Here is a 19,244-nt window from a genome sequence, read left to right as displayed (position 1 = left end):
TAGTACAACATCGCCCTAGAACAAGGAGCCGCCATGAACGCAACCGCCCTCTTGACCGAGTACATCGCCCCTCGCCCGGAAGTCCGGGTTACCGAGCATCGCTCGCCGATCGCCTGCCCGCGTGAAGATCCGTTCTTCCAGGGTTGGGGTCCGAGGCTCTAGGCGGATCTACGACAGTGCCGGTCGTGCTTACCGTCGATCCACGCAGCGGCGTGCCGATCTACCAGCAGATCGTCGAGCAGGTCAAGCGCTCGACGGCGCTGGGCGTTCTGCAGTCCGGCGAGCAGCTGCCGACGGTGAAGCAACTCGCACTCGACCTGACGATCAACCCGAATACCGTCGCCCGTGCCTATCGCGATTTGGAGCGCGACGGCGTCATAGAAACGTCGCCCGGACGCGGCTCCTTCGTCAAAGGTGACGGCGTGTCGTCCACGCGAGCCGCCGCAAGCGACGTCACACGTCGCGCCATGGAGGGCGCGGTACGCGAAGCAAAGGCAATGGGCTTGACGCGCGCGGACGTGCGCGACGTCGTCGACGCCGTTCTCGACCGCTGGTTCTCGGAGGAAAGATGAACATCGCGATTTCGCATTTGAGCAAGAAGTACGGCTCTCAAGCCGCCGTCGATGATCTGTCGGTCGAGATTCCGGCCGGTACGATCTTCGGGCTCTTGGGCCCAAACGGCGCCGGCAAGACGACGACGTTCAAATGCATGCTTGGGCTCGCGCGGGCGAACGCCGGCAGCGTCACCTTCGCTGGGAAGCCCCTCGTGCCGGCGCTCTTCGAAGCGATCGTCTACATCCCCGAGCGCGACGTGCTCTACGACTGGATGCGCGTCCACGAGCTCGTCGAGATGAACCGCCGCGCGTTCAAGCGCTTCGACGCATCGCGCGCCTACGATCTCCTCAAGACCTTTGGCATCGATCCGCGCAAGCGTGCGCGTTCGCTCTCGAAGGGCATGAAGACGGCGGTTGCCGTCGGCATCGCCTTCGCGCGACAAGCCGATTTGCTCGTGCTCGACGAGCCGACGAGCGGCTTGGACCCCGTCAACCAGCGTCACGTGCTCAACCTCATGGTCAACGAAGCAGCGCGCGGCGCGACCGTGCTCTTCTCGTCGCACCAGATCGGCCAGGTCGAGCGCGCGGCCGAGCGCATCGCAGTGCTGGATCGCGGCCGTCTCGTGCTCGAGGGCGCGATCGACGATCTGAAGTCCGGGCGCAAGATCGTCGAGGCGATCTTTCCGAACGAGAGCTACTCGCTCAACGGCATCGCCGCAGACGCTCGCGTCGGCCGCGTCGATCGCAGCGGCCGCATCGTGCGCATCATGGTCCTCGACGGGCCAAACGAGATCGCGCAAAAACTCGAGGCGGCCGGCGGTACGGGCGTTCGCATCATCGATCTCAATCTCGAAGATATCTTTCTTTACGCTGTCGCTCCGGCGTCGGCGACCGCCGACGTCGTGGAGGGTTCGTAATCATGTTCTATCCCGAGTGGCTGCGCGTTCGCACGACGCTCAAGGTCCTCGCCATCGTCTTCGGCTGCCTGTTTGCGATCGCCGCGCTGTTGCGCATCGCGTTCAACGGGCAGATCTCCGGAACGTACAGCTGGGTCGATCAAGAGATGAACAAGCCCGGCGTACGCGTAACGCACGAGCGTCAGAGCGACGGCTCGATGCGAACGACGATCGACGATAGATCGCGCGGCGACCACATCGTGATCGTCGACCGCGGATGGCAGGGCAAAACCATCACCATCACGGGACCCGACGTGACCGTCAGCCGCAGCCACAACGTGCAGATCGGCAGCGTCGGCGTGCACGCGACGCGGGTCAGCCCGACGAGCAACGAGGTCCAGGTCACGACCGACGAGCCCGTCTCGGCGCGCTACTTGCTGCTGTTCGCGTCGTTCGTCGCGCTCATCGTCGCGACAGTCCTCGCGGGACCGCTCGCGAAAGAGAACACGAACCACCTGGAGATCGCGTGGACGAAGGCGATCGGCCGCGAACGTATGGCGCTCGGACTGTTCGGCGTCGACGCACTCGCCATGCTCGCGTCTATGGCGCTCACCGTGATTTTCCTCGTGCTGTGCACGGCGCTCTTCGAGATACCGCACGTCGTCGTCGACTCGGCGACGCTCCCGGTGCTCGCACTGACGGTGTTCCTGCCTTTTGCCTGGTACGCGCTGCTCACCGCGTGTTCGAGTTCTTTGAAGCGCGGGCTCGGCGCCGTGATCGGGCTTGGCTGGCTCGCGGCGCTCGTGGTTCCACCGATCGGTCAGGCACTGGCAATAGCCGGAAATCCGCTCCTGCACGCCGCCGGCGTCGCGCTCAGCTACGTCTCGTTGCTCGACCCGCTCGTGTACATGCACTTCTCGGGCAGCGCGGCTCCCGGCGACAGCACCGCAACGTTCGGGGATACGTTCTCGCTGCTCGCTTCGCCGCCGCTCCTGCGCGCTGCGATACTGCTCGCGCTGACGGTGATCTACTCTTCGCTCTCACTGCTTCAATGGCGCCGATTGGAGGCATGACGATGGAAATCATGGGTACGCACTTCAGTCTCACGCTCGGCGCCTGGCGCCTGCGCTTCAGCCTCGCCGTCGAGGATGCAGACCTGCAGGCGCCGACGACGGCGACGAAGCAGGAGACGCCGCTGCGCCTCGCGTCAAGCGAGAAACTCGACCGCATCTTCCCGAACAGAAGGTAAAGAGGGCGGCTCGGTCAGACGATGAATCCGTTGCGGATCGCCGGCTCGACGTAGTCGAACGTCGTTCCCGATATCTTGAAGAAATAGAGATTCGGTAGCAGCGAGTCACCGTTGAGGTCGAAGCTGAAGGGGCCGACGAGCGTGTTGAAGCCGCCTTGCATCTGCATCGTGGAGAGCAACGAGTAGCGCGTGAGGGCGTTCGTCCGCTGCGAGGCCTGGATGACGATCTGTGCCGCGGCGTACCCGTAAGCGATGAGCGCGGTCACGCTCGAGACCTCGCGCCGTAGATCCGCGAGCTGCTGAAAGATGCCCGTGGCACGCGCGAGGGGAGGAAGCGGGCCGTAGACGATTGCGTTGCCGAGCTTCGAGCCATATTTGGTGATCGTGTCCTGCGTGTAGAAGCCGTCGCTCAAACCGTACAGGCCGTTGTACCCGGCGCTCGCGAGCGCCGGAATGATGGGTCCGAGCTGCGCAACGGTTCCGCAGAGGAAGAGGTAATCCGCGTCGCGCGCGAGGATCGCGCGTGCGGCTCCAGCCGGATCGAAGGCGTTTACCGGAAGCGTGACGACGTCCACGTTGCGCCGGTCCGCCTTTGCTTGCTGCACGAAACCGCGTGCGACGCCCGGACCGTAGTCGCCGTCGAGCGTTACCGCGAGCGCGAACGTCGACGGCTGGCGGCGGAAGATCGTGGACGCGAAGAGACGGCCGGCGACGTCGTCGCGCGTCGGCAAGCGGTAGATGTTGTGATACCCGCGTTGGGTAAGCGCGTCTGCGTGGACGCTCGGGACGATGACGGCAAAGCCGTTGTTCGCGTACTGCGTGAGCGTCGCGAGGGTGACGTCGGCAGTCAGGTTGCCAACGATGCCGACGATCGTTTGATCGGCCGCGGCGACGGAGACGTTTCCCATCGATATCGAGGCCGAGTTCTGGTCGTCGAGCGGGCGAATCCCGAAGACCGTTCCCGAGAGCGCGGTGAGCATGTTGCTCTCGTCGATCGCGGCTTTGACGCCCTCGACCACTTGCGCGCCAAACTGCCCGAGCGCTCCCGAGAGCGGGACGTTGACGCCGATCGTGAGCTGCCGCGCGATCTGTACGGGGTTGATCGGGACCTGCGCGCTCGCGCGCGCCGCCAGTGCGGCAGCGCCGGCGGCGCCGAGAAAGGCGGCGCGTTTCATCGCACCGTCATCCCCGCGAATGTGGTGATCATGAAGAGCACCGAGAATGCCATGTTGGCCGTGAAGACGCGCTCGTTGACCACGAAGAGGTTCTCCGCGCGGCGCAGGAGCTGTCCTTCGTATGCCGCAACCGCAAGGGCCGCAGCCACGCCGGCGTAGTAGAGCGGCGAAGCGCCGGCGGTGGCGCCTGCCCCGCCGAGTGCGATGGCGGTGAGGACTTGCAGTGCGACGGCGAGCACCCGGCCGTGCGACGCGCCGAAGCGCGCGGGCAGCGAACGCAACCGCTGCGCGCGATCGACGTCGAGGTCCATAAGCGCGTAGATAACGTCGAAGCCCGCTACCCAGAACGTTACCGCGGCAAAGAGCAAGAGCGCGCTCGGGCTCACGCGCCCGGCAACGCCGATATAGGCGCCGAGCGGCGCGAGCGCATCGACCGCGCCGAGCACGAAGTGCGTGAGCCACGTGAAGCGTTTGCACAACGGATACGCGAGCACGCCGAGCGCGGCGATGGGTAAAAGCTTGACGCAGAGTGGATTGAGCATCCACGCGGAGACGACAAGCAGTGCGAGCCCGGCGCCCGCCGCCCAGAGCATCGTTGCCGGCGAAAGCCGTCCGCTCGCGACCGCGCGCCGAGCCGTACGCGGATTGCGCGCATCGATATCGCGGTCGAGATAGCGGTTCGCCGACATCGCTGCGGTACGAGCGCCGAGCACCGCGAGCGTGATCCAGAGCAGCGCCCACGGCGAGGGGAGGCCGCGCGCGGCGAGCAGCGCGCCCACGTACGCGAAGGGAAGCGCGAAGAGCGTGTGCTCGATGCGTATCTCGCGCAGAAATATGATGCCCTTCGTCACGCTCGGGGTGACGCGGCTCATCGTCCTTGTCCGCTCCAAGGATCGGGTTGCAGCATCGCAGCGATGCGGTCGAGGCCGTACTCGCGCCAGCGGCGCTCGACGAGAGCCCGCGTCTGCGGATCCATCACCATGTCCGGCGGCCATTCGCGTGTGTACCCCTCGGCCGCGCTCTTGCGCGTCGCATCGATGCCGATCTTCGTGCCGTACGCGATCGTGTACGAGCCGTGGTCGAGGTCGTCGACCGGCCCCGGCATCATCACCACGTCGCGCTCGGGTGCGAGATTGTTCAGAACGAACCACGCGGTCTGTCGCACGTCGTGCACGTCGACGTCGGCGTCGACGATGACGAGCACGCGCGTGAGCATCATCATGTGGCCGAGCCCCCACAACGCGTTCATGACTTTCTTCGCTTGGCCGGGATAGGACTTCTTGATCGAGACGAGCGCGAGATTGTGAAAGCCTCCTTCGACAGGCAAGTTCATCTCGACGACTTCTGGTACGACCATGCGCAGCAGCGGAAGGAAGATGCGTTCCGTCGCTTTGCCGAGCCAGGCGTCCTCCATCGGCGGCTTTCCAACGAGCGTCGCCGCGTAGATGGGATTGCGGCGGTGCGTGACGCAGGTGACGTGAAACGTGGGGTAACGATCGGCGAGGCTATAGACGCCGGTATGATCGCCGAACGGACCCTCGACGCGCAGATCCGCGTTGTCAACGTACCCTTCGAGCACGAACTCCGCATGTGCCGGCACGTTGAGGTCGACCGTGGTAGCCTTCACGAGCTCCACGGGCTTCCCGCGCAGGAGTCCGGCGAACGCGAACTCGTCGAGCATCGGCGGCAGCGGAGCCGTCGCCGCGTAGGTCAGCGCCGGCTCCGTGCCGATCGCGACCGCGACGGGAATGCGCGCGCCCCATGCATCGGCATGCGCGCGTCCGTGTTTGTGGCGTTGCCAGTGCATGCCGGTCTCGCGAGGACCGTAGACTTGCATGCGATACATGCCGACGTTGTACGCTCGCGTCTGCGGATCTTGCGTGATCACGAGCGGCAGCGTGATGAACGGTCCTGCGTCGAGCGGCCACGTGGTGAGCACGGGCAGCTTGCGCAGATCGGGCTCGCGCTCGATGACGTCGTGGCAACTTCCGTCGCGCACGACGCGCGGGATGGCGTTCGCGAGCGGCGCGAGACGCATCATCGCGCCGAGTTTCTCGCCGATCGAGGCGCCGGGCGGCGAGAGGTCGACGAGCTTGTGAATGCGTGCGGCGACCTCGTTGAGGTGCTCGGCGTCGAGCGCCATCGCCATGCGCCGGTGCGTGCCGAACTGGTTGGTGAGCACCGGGAACGCGGAGCGCTTCACGTCGCTGAAGAGCAGCGCCGGGCCGCCGGCTTTCACGACGCGATCCGTGATCTCTGCGATCTCGAGCTTGGGGTCGACCGGCGCCGAGATCGTGTGAAGCTGCTGCGAGGCTTTCAGGGCATCGACGAAATCGCGCAGCGAATCGTACGGCACGTGATCGAGGCTCCTACGGCAGGCGCATGACTCTGCGCATCAGTGTGCCGCGCGCGCGAACCGGCAAGAACGCAGCGACGAGCGCTCCCGCTTTGGCGCCGCCGCCGAGGACGTAGCGTTCGCGTGGCCGCGGGCCGAGCGCTGCGCGCGCGATCGCGCGCGCGACGACGCGGACGTCGACGCCGTGCTTGCTTTCGTGCGCGAGGTTCGCGCGCATCGCGCCGGGCACGAAGCCGTAGTACCGCCGCTGCTCGGGGGAGGCCTGAGCCTCCAAACGCTCGAGAGAGCTTCCGCCTTTCTCCCAGATCGGCGTCTTGACGCTTCCGAACTCGAAGAGCGAGACGCTGATGCCGCTGCCCGACGCATCGAGCTCGATACGCAGCGCGTCGGTCAGTGCTGCAAGCGCCGCCTTCGACGCCGCATAGGGGCCGACGAACGGTGGAGTTAGGCGTCCGGAGATCGACCCGACGAAGAGCAGTCGCCCGTGCGTTTGGCGCAGCATCGGCAGAGCGGCTTGCGCGACCGCGAGCGCCCCGACGAGATTGACCTCGAGTTGGTAACGCAGGCGCTCCAACGGCAAGAACTCGAGCGGGCCGCCGAGCGCGATGCCCGCGTTGCAGACCACGGCGCGTAAGGGCACGCCGTCGCGAGCGATGCGTTGCGCGGCAGCCGCGATCTGCTCGGGAACGGTCACGTCGAGAATCAGCGGTCGCACCGAGTCCTCGATCTCGGCGAGGCGCGCGGCGTCCGCGTCCGTGCGGACGCCGGCATAGACGATCGTGCCCGCGCGCAGCAACTCGTCGACGACGGCGTAGCCGATGCCGCTCGACGCGCCGGTAACGAGCGCGGCGCCCGGATCCGGCTTACTCGTCGTGACGGCGACCCTGCGGCCGTCGGCGTCGCCGCATGGGCGGAGCGTCGCCTCCACCGGCCGGAGCCGCACCCGATGGAGCCGCACCCGATGGAGCCGCACCCGATGGAGCCGCACCCGACGGAGCCGCGTCCGACGGAGCCGCGTCCGACGGAGCCGCATGGCGCATCTCGCGCGGCTCGCGCGAGCGTGGCCGATCGCCGTCGCTCGACGCCCCGTTGAGCAGTGCCTTGTGCGAGAGATTGATGCGGCCTTGCCCGTCGATCTCCATCACTTTCACCTTGATCTCGTCGCCGACTTTCACCACGTCGTCAACGCGCTCGACGCGCGTGGGCGCGAGCTGACTGATGTGGACCAACCCCTCTTTGCCGGGCGCGATCTGCACGAACGCACCGATGTTGATGATGCGCGTAACCTTACCGACGTACGTCTCGCCGATTACGATGTCTTTCGTGATGGATTCGACGATTGCTCTGGCCTTGTCGCCGGATTCCCCGTCGAGCGACGTAATGAAGACGCTGCCGTCGTCTTCGATGTCGATCTTCTCGACGCCGGTTTCGGCGATGATCTTGTTGATGATCTTGCCGCCGGGTCCGATGACGTCTTTGATCTTCTCGGGGTTGATCTTCATGACGATCATCCGCGGCGCGTACTTCGAGAGTTCCTCACGCGGCTGCGCGATCGTTTCCTCGAGTTTTTCGAGGATGAAGAAACGCGACGCGCGTGCTTGCGTCATTGCCTCGCGCATGATCTCGAGCGTGACGCCCTGAACCTTGATGTCCATCTGAATCGCGGTGATGCCCTTCTTGGTTCCCGCGACCTTGAAGTCCATCTCGCCGAGCGCGTCCTCCAAGCCCTGAATATCCGTGAGCACGCTGTACTTTCCGTCCTTGAGGATGAGGCCCATGGCGACGCCGGCGACGTGCGCGCGAATCGGAACGCCCGCGTCCATGAGCGCGAGCGTCGACGCGCACACGGACGCCATCGACGAGGAGCCGTTCGACTCGAGCGTCTCGCTCATGAGCCGTAGCGTATACGGAAAGTCGTCCTTCGCCGGAAGAACCGGGAGCAACGCTCGCTCCGCGAGGTGACCGTGACCGATCTCACGCCGCCCAGGACCGCGCATCGGCCGCGTCTCGCCGACCGAGTACGGCGGGAAGTTGTAGAAGTGCATGTAGCGCTTGTTCTCGAGTGCGACGATTCCGTCGAGGCGTTGCGCGTCGGACGTCGAGCCGAGCGTTGCGGCGGTGAAGACTTGCGTCTGGCCGCGCGTGAAGACTCCAGATCCGTGCACGCGGGGTACGTAGTGGACCTTGCACCAGATCGGACGGATTTCGTCCGGCTTGCGGCCGTCGGGACGAATCTTCTCGTCGACGACCATCGTGCGTAGCTCTTCCTCCTCCATCGCTTTCACGATTTTCTGGAAGTCCTTTTTGCCGAGCGGCTCCTCGAGGGCTGCCCGAACGTCGTCGTCCTTCTTGCCGCAGCGATCCAGCGCTTCGTCGAGCGAGATCGCGTCGAACGCGTGCTCGCGCTCCGTCTTGTCGACCACGCGCATCGCTTTGGCGACGTCCTTTGCAAAGTTCTTGCGCACCCACTTCTCGAGATCGGCCGACGGTACGTGCCTGGGAAACTCGCGCTTGGGTTTGGCAACCTTCTTCGCGAGCCGATCGATCGCGCCGACGATCTTCTTGATCTCCTCGTGCGCGAATGCAATGGCCCCGAGGAAATCGTCCTCGGAAATTTCGTTTCCGCCGCCTTCGACCATCATGACGGCGTCATCCGTTCCCGCGATCACGATGTCCATGCCGCCGGTCACATACTCCGGCAGCGTGGGATTGCAGACGTAGTCGCCGTTCTCGTTCCGGCCGACGCGTACGGCGGCGACGGTCTTCTCGAACGGAATGTCGGAGAATGCGAGCGCGGCGCCTGCGGCGCATACGCCGATCACGTCAGCATCCAGTTCGGGATCTATGGAGAGCACTGTCGCGACGATCTGCACGTCGTTGCGGAAACCGTCGGGGAAGAGCGGGCGAATCGGGCGGTCGATTTGGCGCGAGCTGAGCACGCCGTGCTCTGTAGGACGCCCTTCGCGCTTGATGAAGCCGCCGGGAATCTTTCCGGCGGCGTACATGCGCTCTTCGAAATCGCAGGTCAGGGGGAAGAAGTCGATGCCTTCGCGAGGATGCTCGGAGGCGGTGACGGCGCAGAGCACGACGTTTTGATCACCATAACGAACCAGTGCGGAGCCGTTTGCTTGCTTCGCGAGTTCACCCGTCTCGATGACCATCGTGCGCCCGCCGACCGTAAGGGTCACGGATTCGGGCACGATTACTCCTAGTATAATTTCTCTTTTAGTGAATCACCGCGGCCCTTCTGGGGTCGCGGAGCACGGACCTTTATTGGGTGGTACGGGCCGGGTTGCCGGCGAGTCCGTCTGGCTGCCGGACGGCCTTTGCGTCCGTGGCGACTCTCCGGCATTGGGACGAAGGGCTCGCGTGCGACATTTGGCACGGGTACGAGTATTGCATGCGGCGCGCCAACGGGACCGGGCGAGCGGCGGCGCAATGCTGCCTCGCGCCGGGCAGGAGCTTGGCGCGCGGCACGCATAGTCGGCAACGCGTGATACGTCTTCGCGCTCTCGCTCCGATGCTGATCGTTGCGGCAATGACGAGCCTTCCTGCCGGCGGGTGGCATGGCGCGCGCCCCGTCGTCGCGCGACATGCGATGGTTGTCACCGAGCAGCGCCTCGCGTCCGACGTCGGCCTGCAGGTGCTGCGCGAGGGCGGGAACGCGGTCGATGCGGCGGTCGCGGTAGGCTATGCGCTCGCTGTGGTCGACCCGTGCTGCGGCAACATCGGCGGCGGTGGCTTCATGATCGTTCGCATGCACGACGGTCGCGAGCGCTTCATCGATTTTCGAGAGGTCGCGCCGTCGCGTGCGACGCGTACCATGTACCTCGACGCACACGGCAACGTGGAGCCGGCGAAGTCACGCAAGGGGTGGCTTGCAGTCGGCGTGCCCGGTTCGGTGCTCGGCCTCGAGACCGCGCGCCGCGAGTACGGCACGATGTCGCGTGCCGCGCTGATGGCGCCCGCGATTGCCTTCGCACGCGATGGCTTTCGACTCGGCGCCGGAGACCTGATTCCGTTCCGCGCGATGCCCGGCGGTTACGCGGCGGCGCGTTGGGCGATGCAGACGCCCCCGCGCGTGGGAGAGCTTTTCCGCCAGCCGCAGCTCGCAGCGACCCTCGCGCTCATCGCACGCGACGGGCCTCGTGCCTTCTATCGCGGGCCGATCGCGCGAGCGGTGGTCGCTGCGGCCAACGCCGGCGGCGGCGTACTCACGATGGAAGACTTCGCGCGGTACCGCGTCGTCCAAGCCTCGCCGCTGCATTGCAGCTATCACGGCTACCTGCTCTCCGCTGCGCCGCCGCCGAGCTCCGCAGGAGTCACGCTCTGCGAGATCCTCGGCATCCTCGCGCCCTACCCTCTCTCGCAGTGGCCCTGGCACGGCTTACGCGAGACGCATTACGTCGTCGAGGCGGATCGGCGCGCCTACGCCGACCGCAACGCCGCGCTCGGAGACCCCGCGTTCGTGCGCAATCCGGTCGCGCAGTTGCTCGCGCCGGCATACCTGGCTCGGCTCCGCGCGTCGATCGACCCGTCGCGCGCGACGCCGTCGAGCGACGTCCATCCCGGGCTCGCCGCGCTCGCGCACGAGCACGCGCAGACGACGCATTACTCGATCGTTGACGCGCGCGGGAATGCGGTTGCGGTGACGTACACGCTCAACGATTGGTTCGGCGCCGGGGTCGTCGCCGGTAATACGGGATTCTTCCTCAACGATGAGATGGACGACTTCACGAGCAAACCCGGCGCGCCGAACATGTACGGCCTCGTGCAAGGCAAGGCCAACGCCATCGCGCCCGGCAAGCGCCCCCTCTCGTCGATGGCGCCGACGATCGTGACCAGGAACGGGAGGCTCGTGATGGTCACCGGCAGTCCCGGTGGATCGCGCATCATCACGATCGTGCTCGAAACCCTGCTCGACGTGTTCGAACATCGCATGAACGTTGCGCAGGCGGTCGACGCGCCGCGGATTCACATGCAGTGGCTTCCCGACGAGATTCAATACGAGCCCGGCGCGCTCACGGGCGCGACGCTGCGCGGCCTGCGCACAGAAGGTTACGCGTTACGCGAGATCGCCACGTGGGGCTCGGCACAGGCAATCGTCGTCGATTCGCGCACCCGCCTGCTCGAAGGCGCGAGCGATCGCCGCCGCCCCCCGGGCGGCGCGGCCGGATACTAGCGCCGCAGGCCGAGTTCGGCGATGAGTTTGCGGTAACGCTCGAGATCGGTGCGCTGGATGTAGTTCAGAAGGCTACGGCGCCGCCCGACCTGTAGCAGCAAGCCGCGCCGGCTGTGGTGATCTTTCTTGTGGGTCTTCAAGTGCTCGGTGAGCTGATTGATCGATGCCGTGAGCACCGCAATCTGAACTTCTGCGGACCCGGTGTCCGCGGCGGTGCGGCCGTACGTGCCGGCGATCTCCGCCTTCTGCTCTTTGGTGAGGGGCACGGTTGCGTGGCTCCTTGCTCAGGAAAGTCTCGCTCGAGTGCAGCGCCCGGCGCCGCCTCGGCGACCGCGCTACTATATCAGGGGAGATGCTCGATTCGCAAGGGGAGGGGCGGCCCTGAGCGCGATAGACCCGCGCATGGACCTCGGCATTCGCGAAAAAGTCGCGCTCGTCACCGGCGCGAGCTCGGGAATCGGTGCGGCCGTGGCGCTCGCTCTCGCGGGTGAGGGCGTCCGGCTTGCCGTGGCCGCGCGCCGTACGCAGCTGCTCGAGCAGGTCGCAGAGCGGGCACGTGCTGCGGGAGCGCGGGAGGCGCGTGCATTCGCCGTTGACCTCGCCGATGGCGCGAGCGTGCGCGCCATGTTCGCCGGCATCGAAGCGGCGTTCGGCGGAATCGATATTCTCGTCGCGAACGGCGGGGGACCGAAACCGGGCAGCTACCTGCAGGTCGCGCCTGCCGATTGGGACGTCGCCTACCGTTCGACGCTGCGCGCGATGCTCGATCTCGTCGACGGCGTTCTTCCCGGAATGCGCGCGCGCCGCTGGGGTCGCATCGTCGCCTTGACCTCCACGTCGGTGAAACAGCCGATCGACAACCTCGTGCTTTCGAACGCGTTTCGCACGGCGCTCGTCGCGGCGCTGAAGACGCTCTCGAACGAGGTGGCTCGGGAAGGCGTCACCGTCAACGCGGTTGCGACCGGCCGCGTCGCTACCGACCGCCTGCGGCAGCTCTACGGGAGCGACGAGGAGATGCTCCGCGCCGCCGAGCGCGAGGTTCCGATGGGCCGCGTTGCGCAGCCCGAGGAGTACGCGCCGCTGGTTGCGTTCCTCTGTAGCGAGCCCGCGCGATACGTCACGGGCCAGACCATTGCCGTCGACGGCGGGTTGATTCGCGGGCTCTAGCGAATCGTAGGGCGCGATGCAGGGAGTTGAAGGCAAGCGAATCGCCGCGCTGATCGGCGACGGCTACGAAGAACAGGACCTTTCCGAGGCCCGGCGCGCGCTCGAAGATGCCGGGGCGATCGTCACGATCGTCGGCGTCGAGGAGCGTTCTCGCCAGCGTATCCGCGGCAAGCGCGGTCTCGACGATGGCGCGAGCGCGCGCGCCGAGGAGCTGGTAGCCGATTGCACCGCCGACGACTTCGATGCCCTGCTCGTTCCCGGCGGCACGTCGCCCGACCAAATCCGTACGAACCGCGACGTTCAGCGATTCGTTCACGAGTTCGAAGCGGTGAAGAAGCCGATCTTCTCCGTGGGGCACGGCGCGCAGGTGCTGATCTCCGCGCAGGTCGTACGCGGACGCCAGCTCACGGGCGCACACTCCATCGCCGACGACATTCGCAATGCGGGCGGCCTCTACCGCGACCAGCCGACGGTAACGGACTCGAACTGGGTCTCGACGCGTGGGGGCGAGGATATGGCGCTGTTCAATCGTACCGCGCTCGAAAAACTCGCGCAGGCGGTCGTCCCCGTCGCTTAGATCTCGACGAGTTCGAGCCGCGGATTCGGGCGTTCGGGGCGCCCGACTTTATGGCATGGTTTCCACGCGTCGTTCTCTCGCAATGCGGCGATGTCGGCGGTGAAATCGAAGCGACCGGAGTTGTCGAAGAACGCACTGCCGACGGCGTACGCGTCGACGGGAACGCCCGCGCGCTCGAAGGAGGCGATGCGGTGCGGCGTAAAGCCGCCGCTCGCGACGATGCGCACGTCTTCGAAGCCCTCACCGTCGAGCGCGTGACGAACGTTCCAGACGAGCTGCGGGTTTACGCCGGTCGGCACGAAAGTGCCCATCTGATTCCAGAGCGACTTGTCAACGAGCGTGCGCGACGTGTCGAGGCGCACCCCCCAGAGTCGTCCGCGTAGGGCTCGCGCTACCGCAAGGCTCGTCGCGACGCAATCGTTGTCGAAGTCGACGAGCGCGATGATCTGCGCCTCCGGCTGCGCGTACTGCGCGACCTTCTGCGTCGCGAGCACGGTGTCGCCGCCGTACGCCGCGATGAGCGCGTGCGGAACGGTGCCCACGCCGCGTGCTCCCCACCACTCCGCGTTGGCGTCGGTCGAGACGCCGAGCGCGCCGGAGATGTACGCGGCGTAGCCGTCACCGGTTTGCACGAGATGGTGGTCGAAGCGAGCCGGGAAGAAGAGCACGATCTTCCCGTTTGCGGCGGAGACGATGTCGCGTGCGTTCGTGGCGATTCGCGTCCGGCGTGAAAGCACGCCGAGATAGCACGTTTCGAGGTGCGCGAAGAGCCCGTAGTCGCCTTCGATGACGAGTGCGGTTTCGTACGGCGAAAGGTGCGCGCCGTCGGGAAGGGCGTAGACGCGCAGATCGTTCCACGCGTCGGCCCACGTGCCGTCCGGTCGACGCCGGCCGCTGCAGAGCCTGAGGATGGCAAGCGCTTCGTCGATGCCGCACAGCACGGCGTCCGAGCGCTGAAAGACTTGCATCCGCACGACCGGATGCGCTCCGTCGCGCTCGAGGATCTCGCGCGACCGATTGAAATACGTATCGGAGTAATAGCCGTCACGCATCTTTTCGACGGGCAGATTGAAGATCGACGGGTCGAGCCGGGGCCTCATGATGCCGAGCTTCGCCGCGGCGGGCGCCGCGTCCGTGCGGGAAGAACGAACCCGGTGATGCTCTCCAACGAACAGGTCGCGGCGCGGCTGCTCGAGATTCGCACGTTGATGGAGATGGCCGGCGAGTCGTTCTATAAGTACATGGCGTACGAAAGGGCTGCTGCGAGCATCGAGAACGCACCCCCACTCGCCGGTCTCGTCGCTATCGGGGCGCACCTCGAGCTGCCGGGAGTCGGCACGTCCATAGGCGCCGTCATCGAGCAGCTGGTGAAGACGGGTACCGCGGAGCCGCTCGCAGCATTGCTGGAGCGCTTTCCGCCGACCCTGCTCGAGCTGCTCGGCGTCGCAGGCATAGGGACGAAGACGGCGGCGATGCTCTACGACGATCTCGGCATCGCATCGCTCAACGATCTCGAGAGTGCGCTACGCGACGGACGGCTCGACGGCGTTCCGCGACTCGGGAGAAAGACGCTCGATAATTGGCGTCGCGGACTGCTCGCGTACAAGGGCCGCCTGAGCCGGACGCCGTTGCCGCGAGCGCGCGCGATCGCGCGCGAGGTTGCCACGTTCCTGGCGCAAGGGCCGCCGCTGCATCGGCTCGCGCCGGCCGGGAGCGTACGGCGCCAGGAGGTGACGGTCGGCGACGTCGATCTCGTCTGCACCTCCGACGATGCGCCCGCCGTCATCGAGCGCTTCACGTCGTGGCAGCGCGCCGAGGCCGTGCTGGCGGAAGGTCCGACGAAGGCCAGCATCTGGCTCGCGGGAGGATTGCAGATCGACCTCCGCGTGCTTCCCGATCATCTTTACGGTAATCTGCTGCAGCACTTCACCGGCTCGCGCGAGCACAACGTCAAGTTGCGCGAATACGCGGTGCGCAAAGGTCTGCGCGTCTCGGAGAACGGTATCGCCGATCTCGCGACCGGCGCCGTCACCACCGCGGCGGAGGAGATCGGCGTCTACGAGCGGCTCGGCATGCAATACGTCGCGCCCGAGATGCGCAGCGGTCTCGACGAAATCGAGCTCGCTCTCGCGCACGCGCTTCCAGCGCTCGTCGAGAGCGGCGATATCCGCGGAGACTTCCACATGCACACGACGTGGAGCGACGGACGCGACGATTTGAATGCGATGGTCGCCGCGTCGGCGGCGCTCGGCTACGAGTATCACGCGATCAGCGACCATTCGCCCTCACGCGGGCGCTTCGGCGTCACCGCCGAGCGCATGCGCGAACAGCGGCGTGCCATCGAAGCGATGCGCGAGAAGCATCGAATATATACGCTGTGTGCGAGCGAGGTCGACATTCTTCCCGATGGCTCGCTCGACTATCCCGACGACGCGCTTGCGCTCTTCGATCTCGTCGTCGCGAGCGTGCATTCGGCGTTCGACCAATCGCGTAGCGAGATGACGGCGCGCCTCGTGCGTGCGTGCGAAAACCCGTACGTCACGATCGTCGGCCATCCGACCGGACGACGCTTCGGGGAGTTCGACGGCTACGAGTTCGATTACGATAGAGTGTTTGCAGCTGCGGCGCGCACGGGAACGGCGCTCGAGATCGACGGCCAGGCACCGCGCCTCGATCTCTCGGGAACGGTGGCGCGGCACGCTGCGACCTTCGGCGCGATCTTCGCGCTCGACAGCGACGCGCATCGCGTCGAGCACCTCGAGAACGTGGAGTTCGCGCTCGGACAAGCACGACGCGCCGGCCTCACGAAGGAACGCGTGCTCAACGCAAAGCCGCTCCCCGAGCTGCTCGAGTTCCTCCGGCTCAAGCGCGCGGGCTAGCGATGGGGGCGCGCGCGTGCGGCGTGCGCGAGGATATCGTTGAGGATGCGTGGATCGGCCTCGTCCGCGTGGCGGAAATCGAGCCGCATGCTCTCGGCTGCGCCGTAGGCCGTGCGCGCGTTGCGCGCGTTGACGTCGACACGAGGCGCAAGCACGTCGAACGGTCTGAGCACCGGCCGGAAGCCGAACGCGCCGTAGAGCGGCGGCGCGACGGCATCGTAGATCGACATCGGCGGCAAGCCGAGAAGCACTTCGATCGTGCGCAGGACCGACGCGGTCGTGTATGCGTCGTGGTGCGTTCCGGCGAGCGCGTACGGGCTTACGACGTAGAGCGTCGTGCGCTGGTCGTCGACGTGGTCGGGCCCGTTCTGGGCGTCGTCTTCGATCGCGAAGATCGCCGTGGTCGCCCAATACGGAGAGCGTGAAACGGCGTCGACGATCTCGCCGAGCGCGTAGTCGTTCTGCGCGACGTAGGCCTGCGGCGTCAACTCGCCGGGGCGCGTGCCCTGCGTGTGGTCGTTGGGAAGACGCACGATCTCGAGTTGCGGAAGATCGTCGCCGGCGACGTATCGGTCGAACTCGGCCTTCCAGGCCTCGTACCGGACCTGGTCGCTGATCTCTAAGTTCCATCCGGGATAGTGGGGAGCGACGACGTCGTCGCCCAGGTGCGCCATGTGCGAGACGACGCGACCGCTCGAGAGGCTCGCCGGATTGGTGACGAACTCGCCGTAGTCGCGATAGGTGATGCCACCGCGCGCGGCGTCGTCCCAGAGATATCCGTTGTGCGGCGTCGCCGCCATCGAGTCATCTTCGAAATCGTAGAGGGACCGGCGGCCCGAGTAGTTCTGCGGCCAAAAGCGTTCGACGTAATCGTTTGCAAATGCCGCCGTCGACCAGTTGTGGCCGTCGGCGCTGATCTGCGCGTCCGCAAACGTGCGGTCGAAGACGCCGAAGCGCGTGGCGAGAGCGTGCTGGTTCGGCGTGATCCGAGCGCCGAACCACGCGAGCCCGGGATCGCCGTCGGCGTTGGGGACGTCGCCGAGCACCTGGTCGTACGTGCGGTTCTCTTTGATGATGTAGATCACGTGCTTGATCGGCCCGTCGGGACGCACGACGGTGTGCGTGGGAGCGATCCAGCTCTGGGAGACATTTGCGACGACCTGCCGCGTGTCGATTGCATCTGCGCCGAGGATGCGGATCGAGCCGTCGAGGCTCGAGCCGACGTATCCGTTGCGGTGCCCGCGCGCGTACGGTTGAAACTGCGGGTTCGCCGGGCTCGACTCCCCTTTTGCGTTGCTGACGTAGAGCCGTCCGCCCGGTCCGAGAGCGATGCTGCTCGGATACCAACCCGTTGGAATGCGCCCGAGGAGCGTCCTGTTGCGTATGACGGCGATCGCGTTCTCGGCGCCGAGACTGACGTATACGTCGCGCGCTCCGATGGCGATTGCGTTCGGCGATGCGCCGTAGCCGCTGGTGCGCCCGTCGTGCAGCGATAAATCAATGTCGGCAACGCGCGTACGCGTGCGAAGGTCCACGATGCCGAGCGCGTCGTCGTCGCTTTCGGCGACGTAGAGCAGGGTGCCGTCCTTCGAGAGCGCGAGCGCGTCGGGGTGCAAGCCGACGGCGACGTACGCGACGTCGTGATTCGCGACGTTGACGACGGCGACGCTTCGCTCCGCGCGCAGGGCAACGTAGACGCGTCTCCCTCCGGGAGAGAAGAGCAGGTCCGACGGGTTCGAGCCGACGTGCACGATTGAAGGTGCGGAACCGTGGAGCGCTCCGATCCCGACGCTTGCGGTCATGTCGTTCGACGTTGCAAAGAGCCGGTGATCCGGCGAGAGCGCAACCTGTGCGGGCCACGAGCCCTTCGGCAGCGTCACGCGCGATACGCCGCCGGTGGCGACGTTGATGTTCTCGACAGCGTCGTCGTTCTCGCCTGCAACGAGAACGCGTGACGTGTTGAGCCAGAGCGGCCTGCCGAATGCGCCGGGGAGCGGGATCGCGCGTTGCTGCGCGAGCGTCGTCGCATCGAGCACGAGCAACGCCGGAGGGCCGTCCCCCGAGTCTACGACCGCAAGATGCTTGCCGTCGGGAGAGAGCGCGATGCCTTGTGGGAAGAGTCCCACCGCGCGGACGGGGCCGCTAGGAGCTGAGATGTGCCAGGCGGTGGGAAGCCAAATCGACGTCGCGCCGGCAACCGCGCCGAGCAGCGCCAGCGTTGCGAGCAGCGGGATGTGAAGCAAGCGCAGCATGTACTCAAGAGTAACCTTCGGCGCAGGCGATTCCCTCTCGGCGGCGCAATCGTTGCTCATGGCCGCGAGTCGAAATCTGGATGCGACCGTCGTCTATGCCTCCGGTGGCTTCCGGCGCTACGACGAGGCGAAGGTCGGGTTGCTCACGCACGGGCTGCAATACGGAACCGGGTGCTTCGAAGGGATCCGCGGGTACTGGTCGGAGCCGGAGCGCGAGCTCTTCCTCGTGCAACTGCGCGAGCACTACGAGCGCTTGGCCACCTCGGCGAAAATCCTGCTCATGGAGCTTCCCCTCTCCACCGACGAGCTCATCGACGTGACCGTCGAGTTGTGCCTTCGCAATGCGTTCGAAGCCGACGTCTACGTGCGGCCCTGCATCTTCAAAGCGGCGCAGGACGTCGGCGTGCGCTTGCACGGCGTGCCATCCGCCTTTGCGATCGTTCCGATCCCCTTCACGAGTTATCTCGACAAATCGCGCGGCGTGCGCGCGTGCGTCAGCTCGTGGCGCCGCGCCGACGACACGATGGTTCCTCCGCGGGCCAAGGTCACGGGATTGTACGTCAACTCGGCGCTCGCAAAAAGCGAAGCGGTGAGCAACGGCTACGACGAGGCGATTCTGCTCTCGCACGACGGCCACGTCTCCGAAGGCTCTGCGGAGAACATCTTCCTCGTGCGCGGCGGCGTGCTCTACACGCCCGACCCGTCGCAGAACGTTCTCGAAGGATGCACGCGCCGTGCGGTCATGGAGATCGCGCGCGATCGGGGCATCGAGGTGGTGGAGCGCGCCATCGATCGCGGCGAGCTTTATGCCGCCGACGAGATATTCTTTACGGGCACCGCCGCCGGAATCGCATACGTCGCGTCGGTCGACCAGCGCACCGTAGGGAACGGCGAGATCGGTCCGATCGCGCGCCACATCACCGAGACGTACGAGCGCGCGGTCGTCGGGCGCGAGCC

At 66.2% G+C, this 19,244-nt stretch carries 18 protein-coding genes; 10 read left to right on the top strand and 8 right to left on the bottom strand.

All coding sequences use genetic code 11. The annotated features are described in order from the left end of the window. Positions 1-33: 33 nt before the first annotated feature. From VMV82_08580 to VMV82_08560, 5 genes are read left to right on the top strand one after another with little or no spacing between them, the layout of a single operon-like run. Positions 34-162: a hypothetical protein gene (locus VMV82_08580; GenBank protein ID HUY41605.1), complete on the top strand. Its 129-nt coding sequence runs from the start codon at positions 34-36 to the stop codon at positions 160-162. 14 nt (positions 163-176) lie between these two features. Then, entirely contained in the window at positions 177-572 is a 396-nt protein-coding gene (locus VMV82_08575) for a GntR family transcriptional regulator (GenBank protein HUY41604.1), read from the top strand. Beyond that, a complete protein-coding gene (locus VMV82_08570; protein ID HUY41603.1) occupies positions 569-1,471 on the top strand; it encodes an ABC transporter ATP-binding protein in 903 nt (300 codons plus the stop codon). The genes VMV82_08575 and VMV82_08570 overlap by 4 nt, the downstream gene beginning before the upstream one ends. A gap of 2 nt (positions 1,472-1,473) precedes the next feature. After that, the gene (locus tag VMV82_08565; protein HUY41602.1) at positions 1,474-2,523 is read left to right on the top strand and encodes a hypothetical protein; all 1,050 of its coding nucleotides are present in this window, start codon (positions 1,474-1,476) and stop codon (positions 2,521-2,523) included. Next, positions 2,520-2,699: a hypothetical protein gene (locus VMV82_08560; GenBank protein ID HUY41601.1), complete on the top strand. Its 180-nt coding sequence runs from the start codon at positions 2,520-2,522 to the stop codon at positions 2,697-2,699. The genes VMV82_08565 and VMV82_08560 overlap by 4 nt, the downstream gene beginning before the upstream one ends. A 14-nt stretch (positions 2,700-2,713) precedes the next feature. On the opposite strand, the gene VMV82_08555 is transcribed toward VMV82_08560, so the two are convergent. Genes VMV82_08555 through pnp form a run of 5 tightly spaced genes read right to left on the bottom strand, consistent with a single transcriptional unit; the run spans position 2,714 to position 9,418 of the window. Beyond that, positions 2,714-3,874 carry a branched-chain amino acid ABC transporter substrate-binding protein gene (locus tag VMV82_08555; protein HUY41600.1) on the bottom strand — a complete coding sequence of 387 codons (1,161 nt, stop codon included), beginning with the start codon at positions 3,872-3,874 and terminating at the stop codon, positions 2,714-2,716. Continuing rightward, positions 3,871-4,746 (bottom strand): UbiA-like polyprenyltransferase, encoded by an 876-nt coding sequence (locus VMV82_08550; GenBank protein ID HUY41599.1) that lies wholly within the window; start codon positions 4,744-4,746, stop codon positions 3,871-3,873. The genes VMV82_08555 and VMV82_08550 overlap by 4 nt, the downstream gene beginning before the upstream one ends. Continuing rightward, positions 4,743-6,230, bottom strand: coding sequence for a menaquinone biosynthesis decarboxylase (locus VMV82_08545; GenBank protein ID HUY41598.1), 1,488 nt, complete (start codon positions 6,228-6,230; stop codon positions 4,743-4,745). Before VMV82_08545 ends, VMV82_08550 begins: the two co-directional genes overlap by 4 nt. 13 nt (positions 6,231-6,243) lie before the next feature. Then, the gene (locus VMV82_08540) at positions 6,244-7,158 is read right to left on the bottom strand and encodes an SDR family NAD(P)-dependent oxidoreductase (protein ID HUY41597.1); all 915 of its coding nucleotides are present in this window, start codon (positions 7,156-7,158) and stop codon (positions 6,244-6,246) included. Next, positions 7,094-9,418, bottom strand: a complete 2,325-nt coding sequence (pnp, locus tag VMV82_08535; GenBank protein HUY41596.1) for a polyribonucleotide nucleotidyltransferase — start codon at positions 9,416-9,418, stop codon at positions 7,094-7,096. The genes VMV82_08540 and pnp overlap by 65 nt, the downstream gene beginning before the upstream one ends. A 305-nt stretch (positions 9,419-9,723) precedes the next feature. Here pnp and ggt point away from each other — a divergent pair, with 305 nt between their 5' ends. Continuing rightward, positions 9,724-11,412 (top strand): gamma-glutamyltransferase, encoded by a 1,689-nt coding sequence (ggt, locus tag VMV82_08530; GenBank protein HUY41595.1) that lies wholly within the window; start codon positions 9,724-9,726, stop codon positions 11,410-11,412. Here the strand turns inward: ggt and rpsO are convergent. Beyond that, a complete protein-coding gene (gene rpsO / locus VMV82_08525; GenBank protein HUY41594.1) occupies positions 11,409-11,678 on the bottom strand; it encodes a 30S ribosomal protein S15 in 270 nt (89 codons plus the stop codon). The two genes, ggt and rpsO, sit on opposite strands and share 4 nt — an antisense overlap. Before the next feature lie 136 nt (positions 11,679-11,814). On the opposite strand from rpsO, the gene VMV82_08520 reads away from it, so the two are divergent. Beyond that, positions 11,815-12,579, top strand: coding sequence for an SDR family oxidoreductase (locus tag VMV82_08520; protein ID HUY41593.1), 765 nt, complete (start codon positions 11,815-11,817; stop codon positions 12,577-12,579). Positions 12,580-12,595: 16 nt separating this feature from the next. Beyond that, entirely contained in the window at positions 12,596-13,156 is a 561-nt protein-coding gene (locus VMV82_08515; GenBank protein ID HUY41592.1) for a DJ-1/PfpI family protein, read from the top strand. Here the strand turns inward: VMV82_08515 and VMV82_08510 are convergent. Beyond that, on the bottom strand, positions 13,153-14,256 hold the full coding sequence (locus tag VMV82_08510) for a quinolinate phosphoribosyl transferase (protein ID HUY41591.1): 1,104 nt from the start codon (positions 14,254-14,256) through the stop codon (positions 13,153-13,155). The two genes, VMV82_08515 and VMV82_08510, sit on opposite strands and share 4 nt — an antisense overlap. 57 nt (positions 14,257-14,313) lie before the next feature. On the opposite strand from VMV82_08510, the gene polX reads away from it, so the two are divergent. Continuing rightward, positions 14,314-16,035 (top strand): DNA polymerase/3'-5' exonuclease PolX, encoded by a 1,722-nt coding sequence (gene polX, locus VMV82_08505; protein HUY41590.1) that lies wholly within the window; start codon positions 14,314-14,316, stop codon positions 16,033-16,035. Here polX and VMV82_08500 read toward each other — a convergent pair. Then, a complete protein-coding gene (locus VMV82_08500) occupies positions 16,032-18,287 on the bottom strand; it encodes a bifunctional YncE family protein/alkaline phosphatase family protein (protein HUY41589.1) in 2,256 nt (751 codons plus the stop codon). The genes polX and VMV82_08500 overlap by 4 nt on opposite strands. Between VMV82_08500 and VMV82_08495 the strand changes: the two genes are divergently transcribed. Beyond that, positions 18,286-19,244: branched-chain amino acid transaminase (locus VMV82_08495; GenBank protein HUY41588.1), on the top strand; the 959-nt coding region annotated here is incomplete at its 3' end. The genes VMV82_08500 and VMV82_08495 overlap by 2 nt on opposite strands.

The sequence above is a fragment of the Candidatus Dormiibacterota bacterium genome (assembly GCA_035532035.1).
Classification (GTDB): domain Bacteria; phylum Vulcanimicrobiota; class Vulcanimicrobiia; order Vulcanimicrobiales; family Vulcanimicrobiaceae; genus Tyrphobacter.
Note: the sequence above shows the minus strand (reverse complement) of the source record. Positions and strands in the feature narration are given on the sequence as shown.

Excerpts from the sequence above, each read along its gene's own strand:
- VMV82_08570 (HUY41603.1), top strand. The coding sequence starts at position 569 with ATGAACATCGCGATTTCGCATTTGAGCAAGAAGTACGGCTCTCAAGCC.
- VMV82_08500 (HUY41589.1), bottom strand. The coding sequence starts at position 18,287 with ATGCTGCGCTTGCTTCACATCCCGCTGCTCGCAACGCTGGCGCTGCTC.
- VMV82_08520 (HUY41593.1), top strand. The coding sequence starts at position 11,815 with ATGGACCTCGGCATTCGCGAAAAAGTCGCGCTCGTCACCGGCGCGAGC.
- VMV82_08550 (HUY41599.1), bottom strand. The coding sequence starts at position 4,746 with ATGAGCCGCGTCACCCCGAGCGTGACGAAGGGCATCATATTTCTGCGC.
- VMV82_08580 (HUY41605.1), top strand. The coding sequence starts at position 34 with ATGAACGCAACCGCCCTCTTGACCGAGTACATCGCCCCTCGCCCGGAA.
- polX (HUY41590.1), top strand. The coding sequence starts at position 14,314 with ATGCTCTCCAACGAACAGGTCGCGGCGCGGCTGCTCGAGATTCGCACG.
- VMV82_08560 (HUY41601.1), top strand. The coding sequence starts at position 2,520 with ATGACGATGGAAATCATGGGTACGCACTTCAGTCTCACGCTCGGCGCC.
- VMV82_08555 (HUY41600.1), bottom strand. The coding sequence starts at position 3,874 with ATGAAACGCGCCGCCTTTCTCGGCGCCGCCGGCGCTGCCGCACTGGCG.
- VMV82_08515 (HUY41592.1), top strand. The coding sequence starts at position 12,596 with ATGCAGGGAGTTGAAGGCAAGCGAATCGCCGCGCTGATCGGCGACGGC.
- VMV82_08565 (HUY41602.1), top strand. The coding sequence starts at position 1,474 with ATGTTCTATCCCGAGTGGCTGCGCGTTCGCACGACGCTCAAGGTCCTC.
- VMV82_08510 (HUY41591.1), bottom strand. The coding sequence starts at position 14,256 with ATGAGGCCCCGGCTCGACCCGTCGATCTTCAATCTGCCCGTCGAAAAG.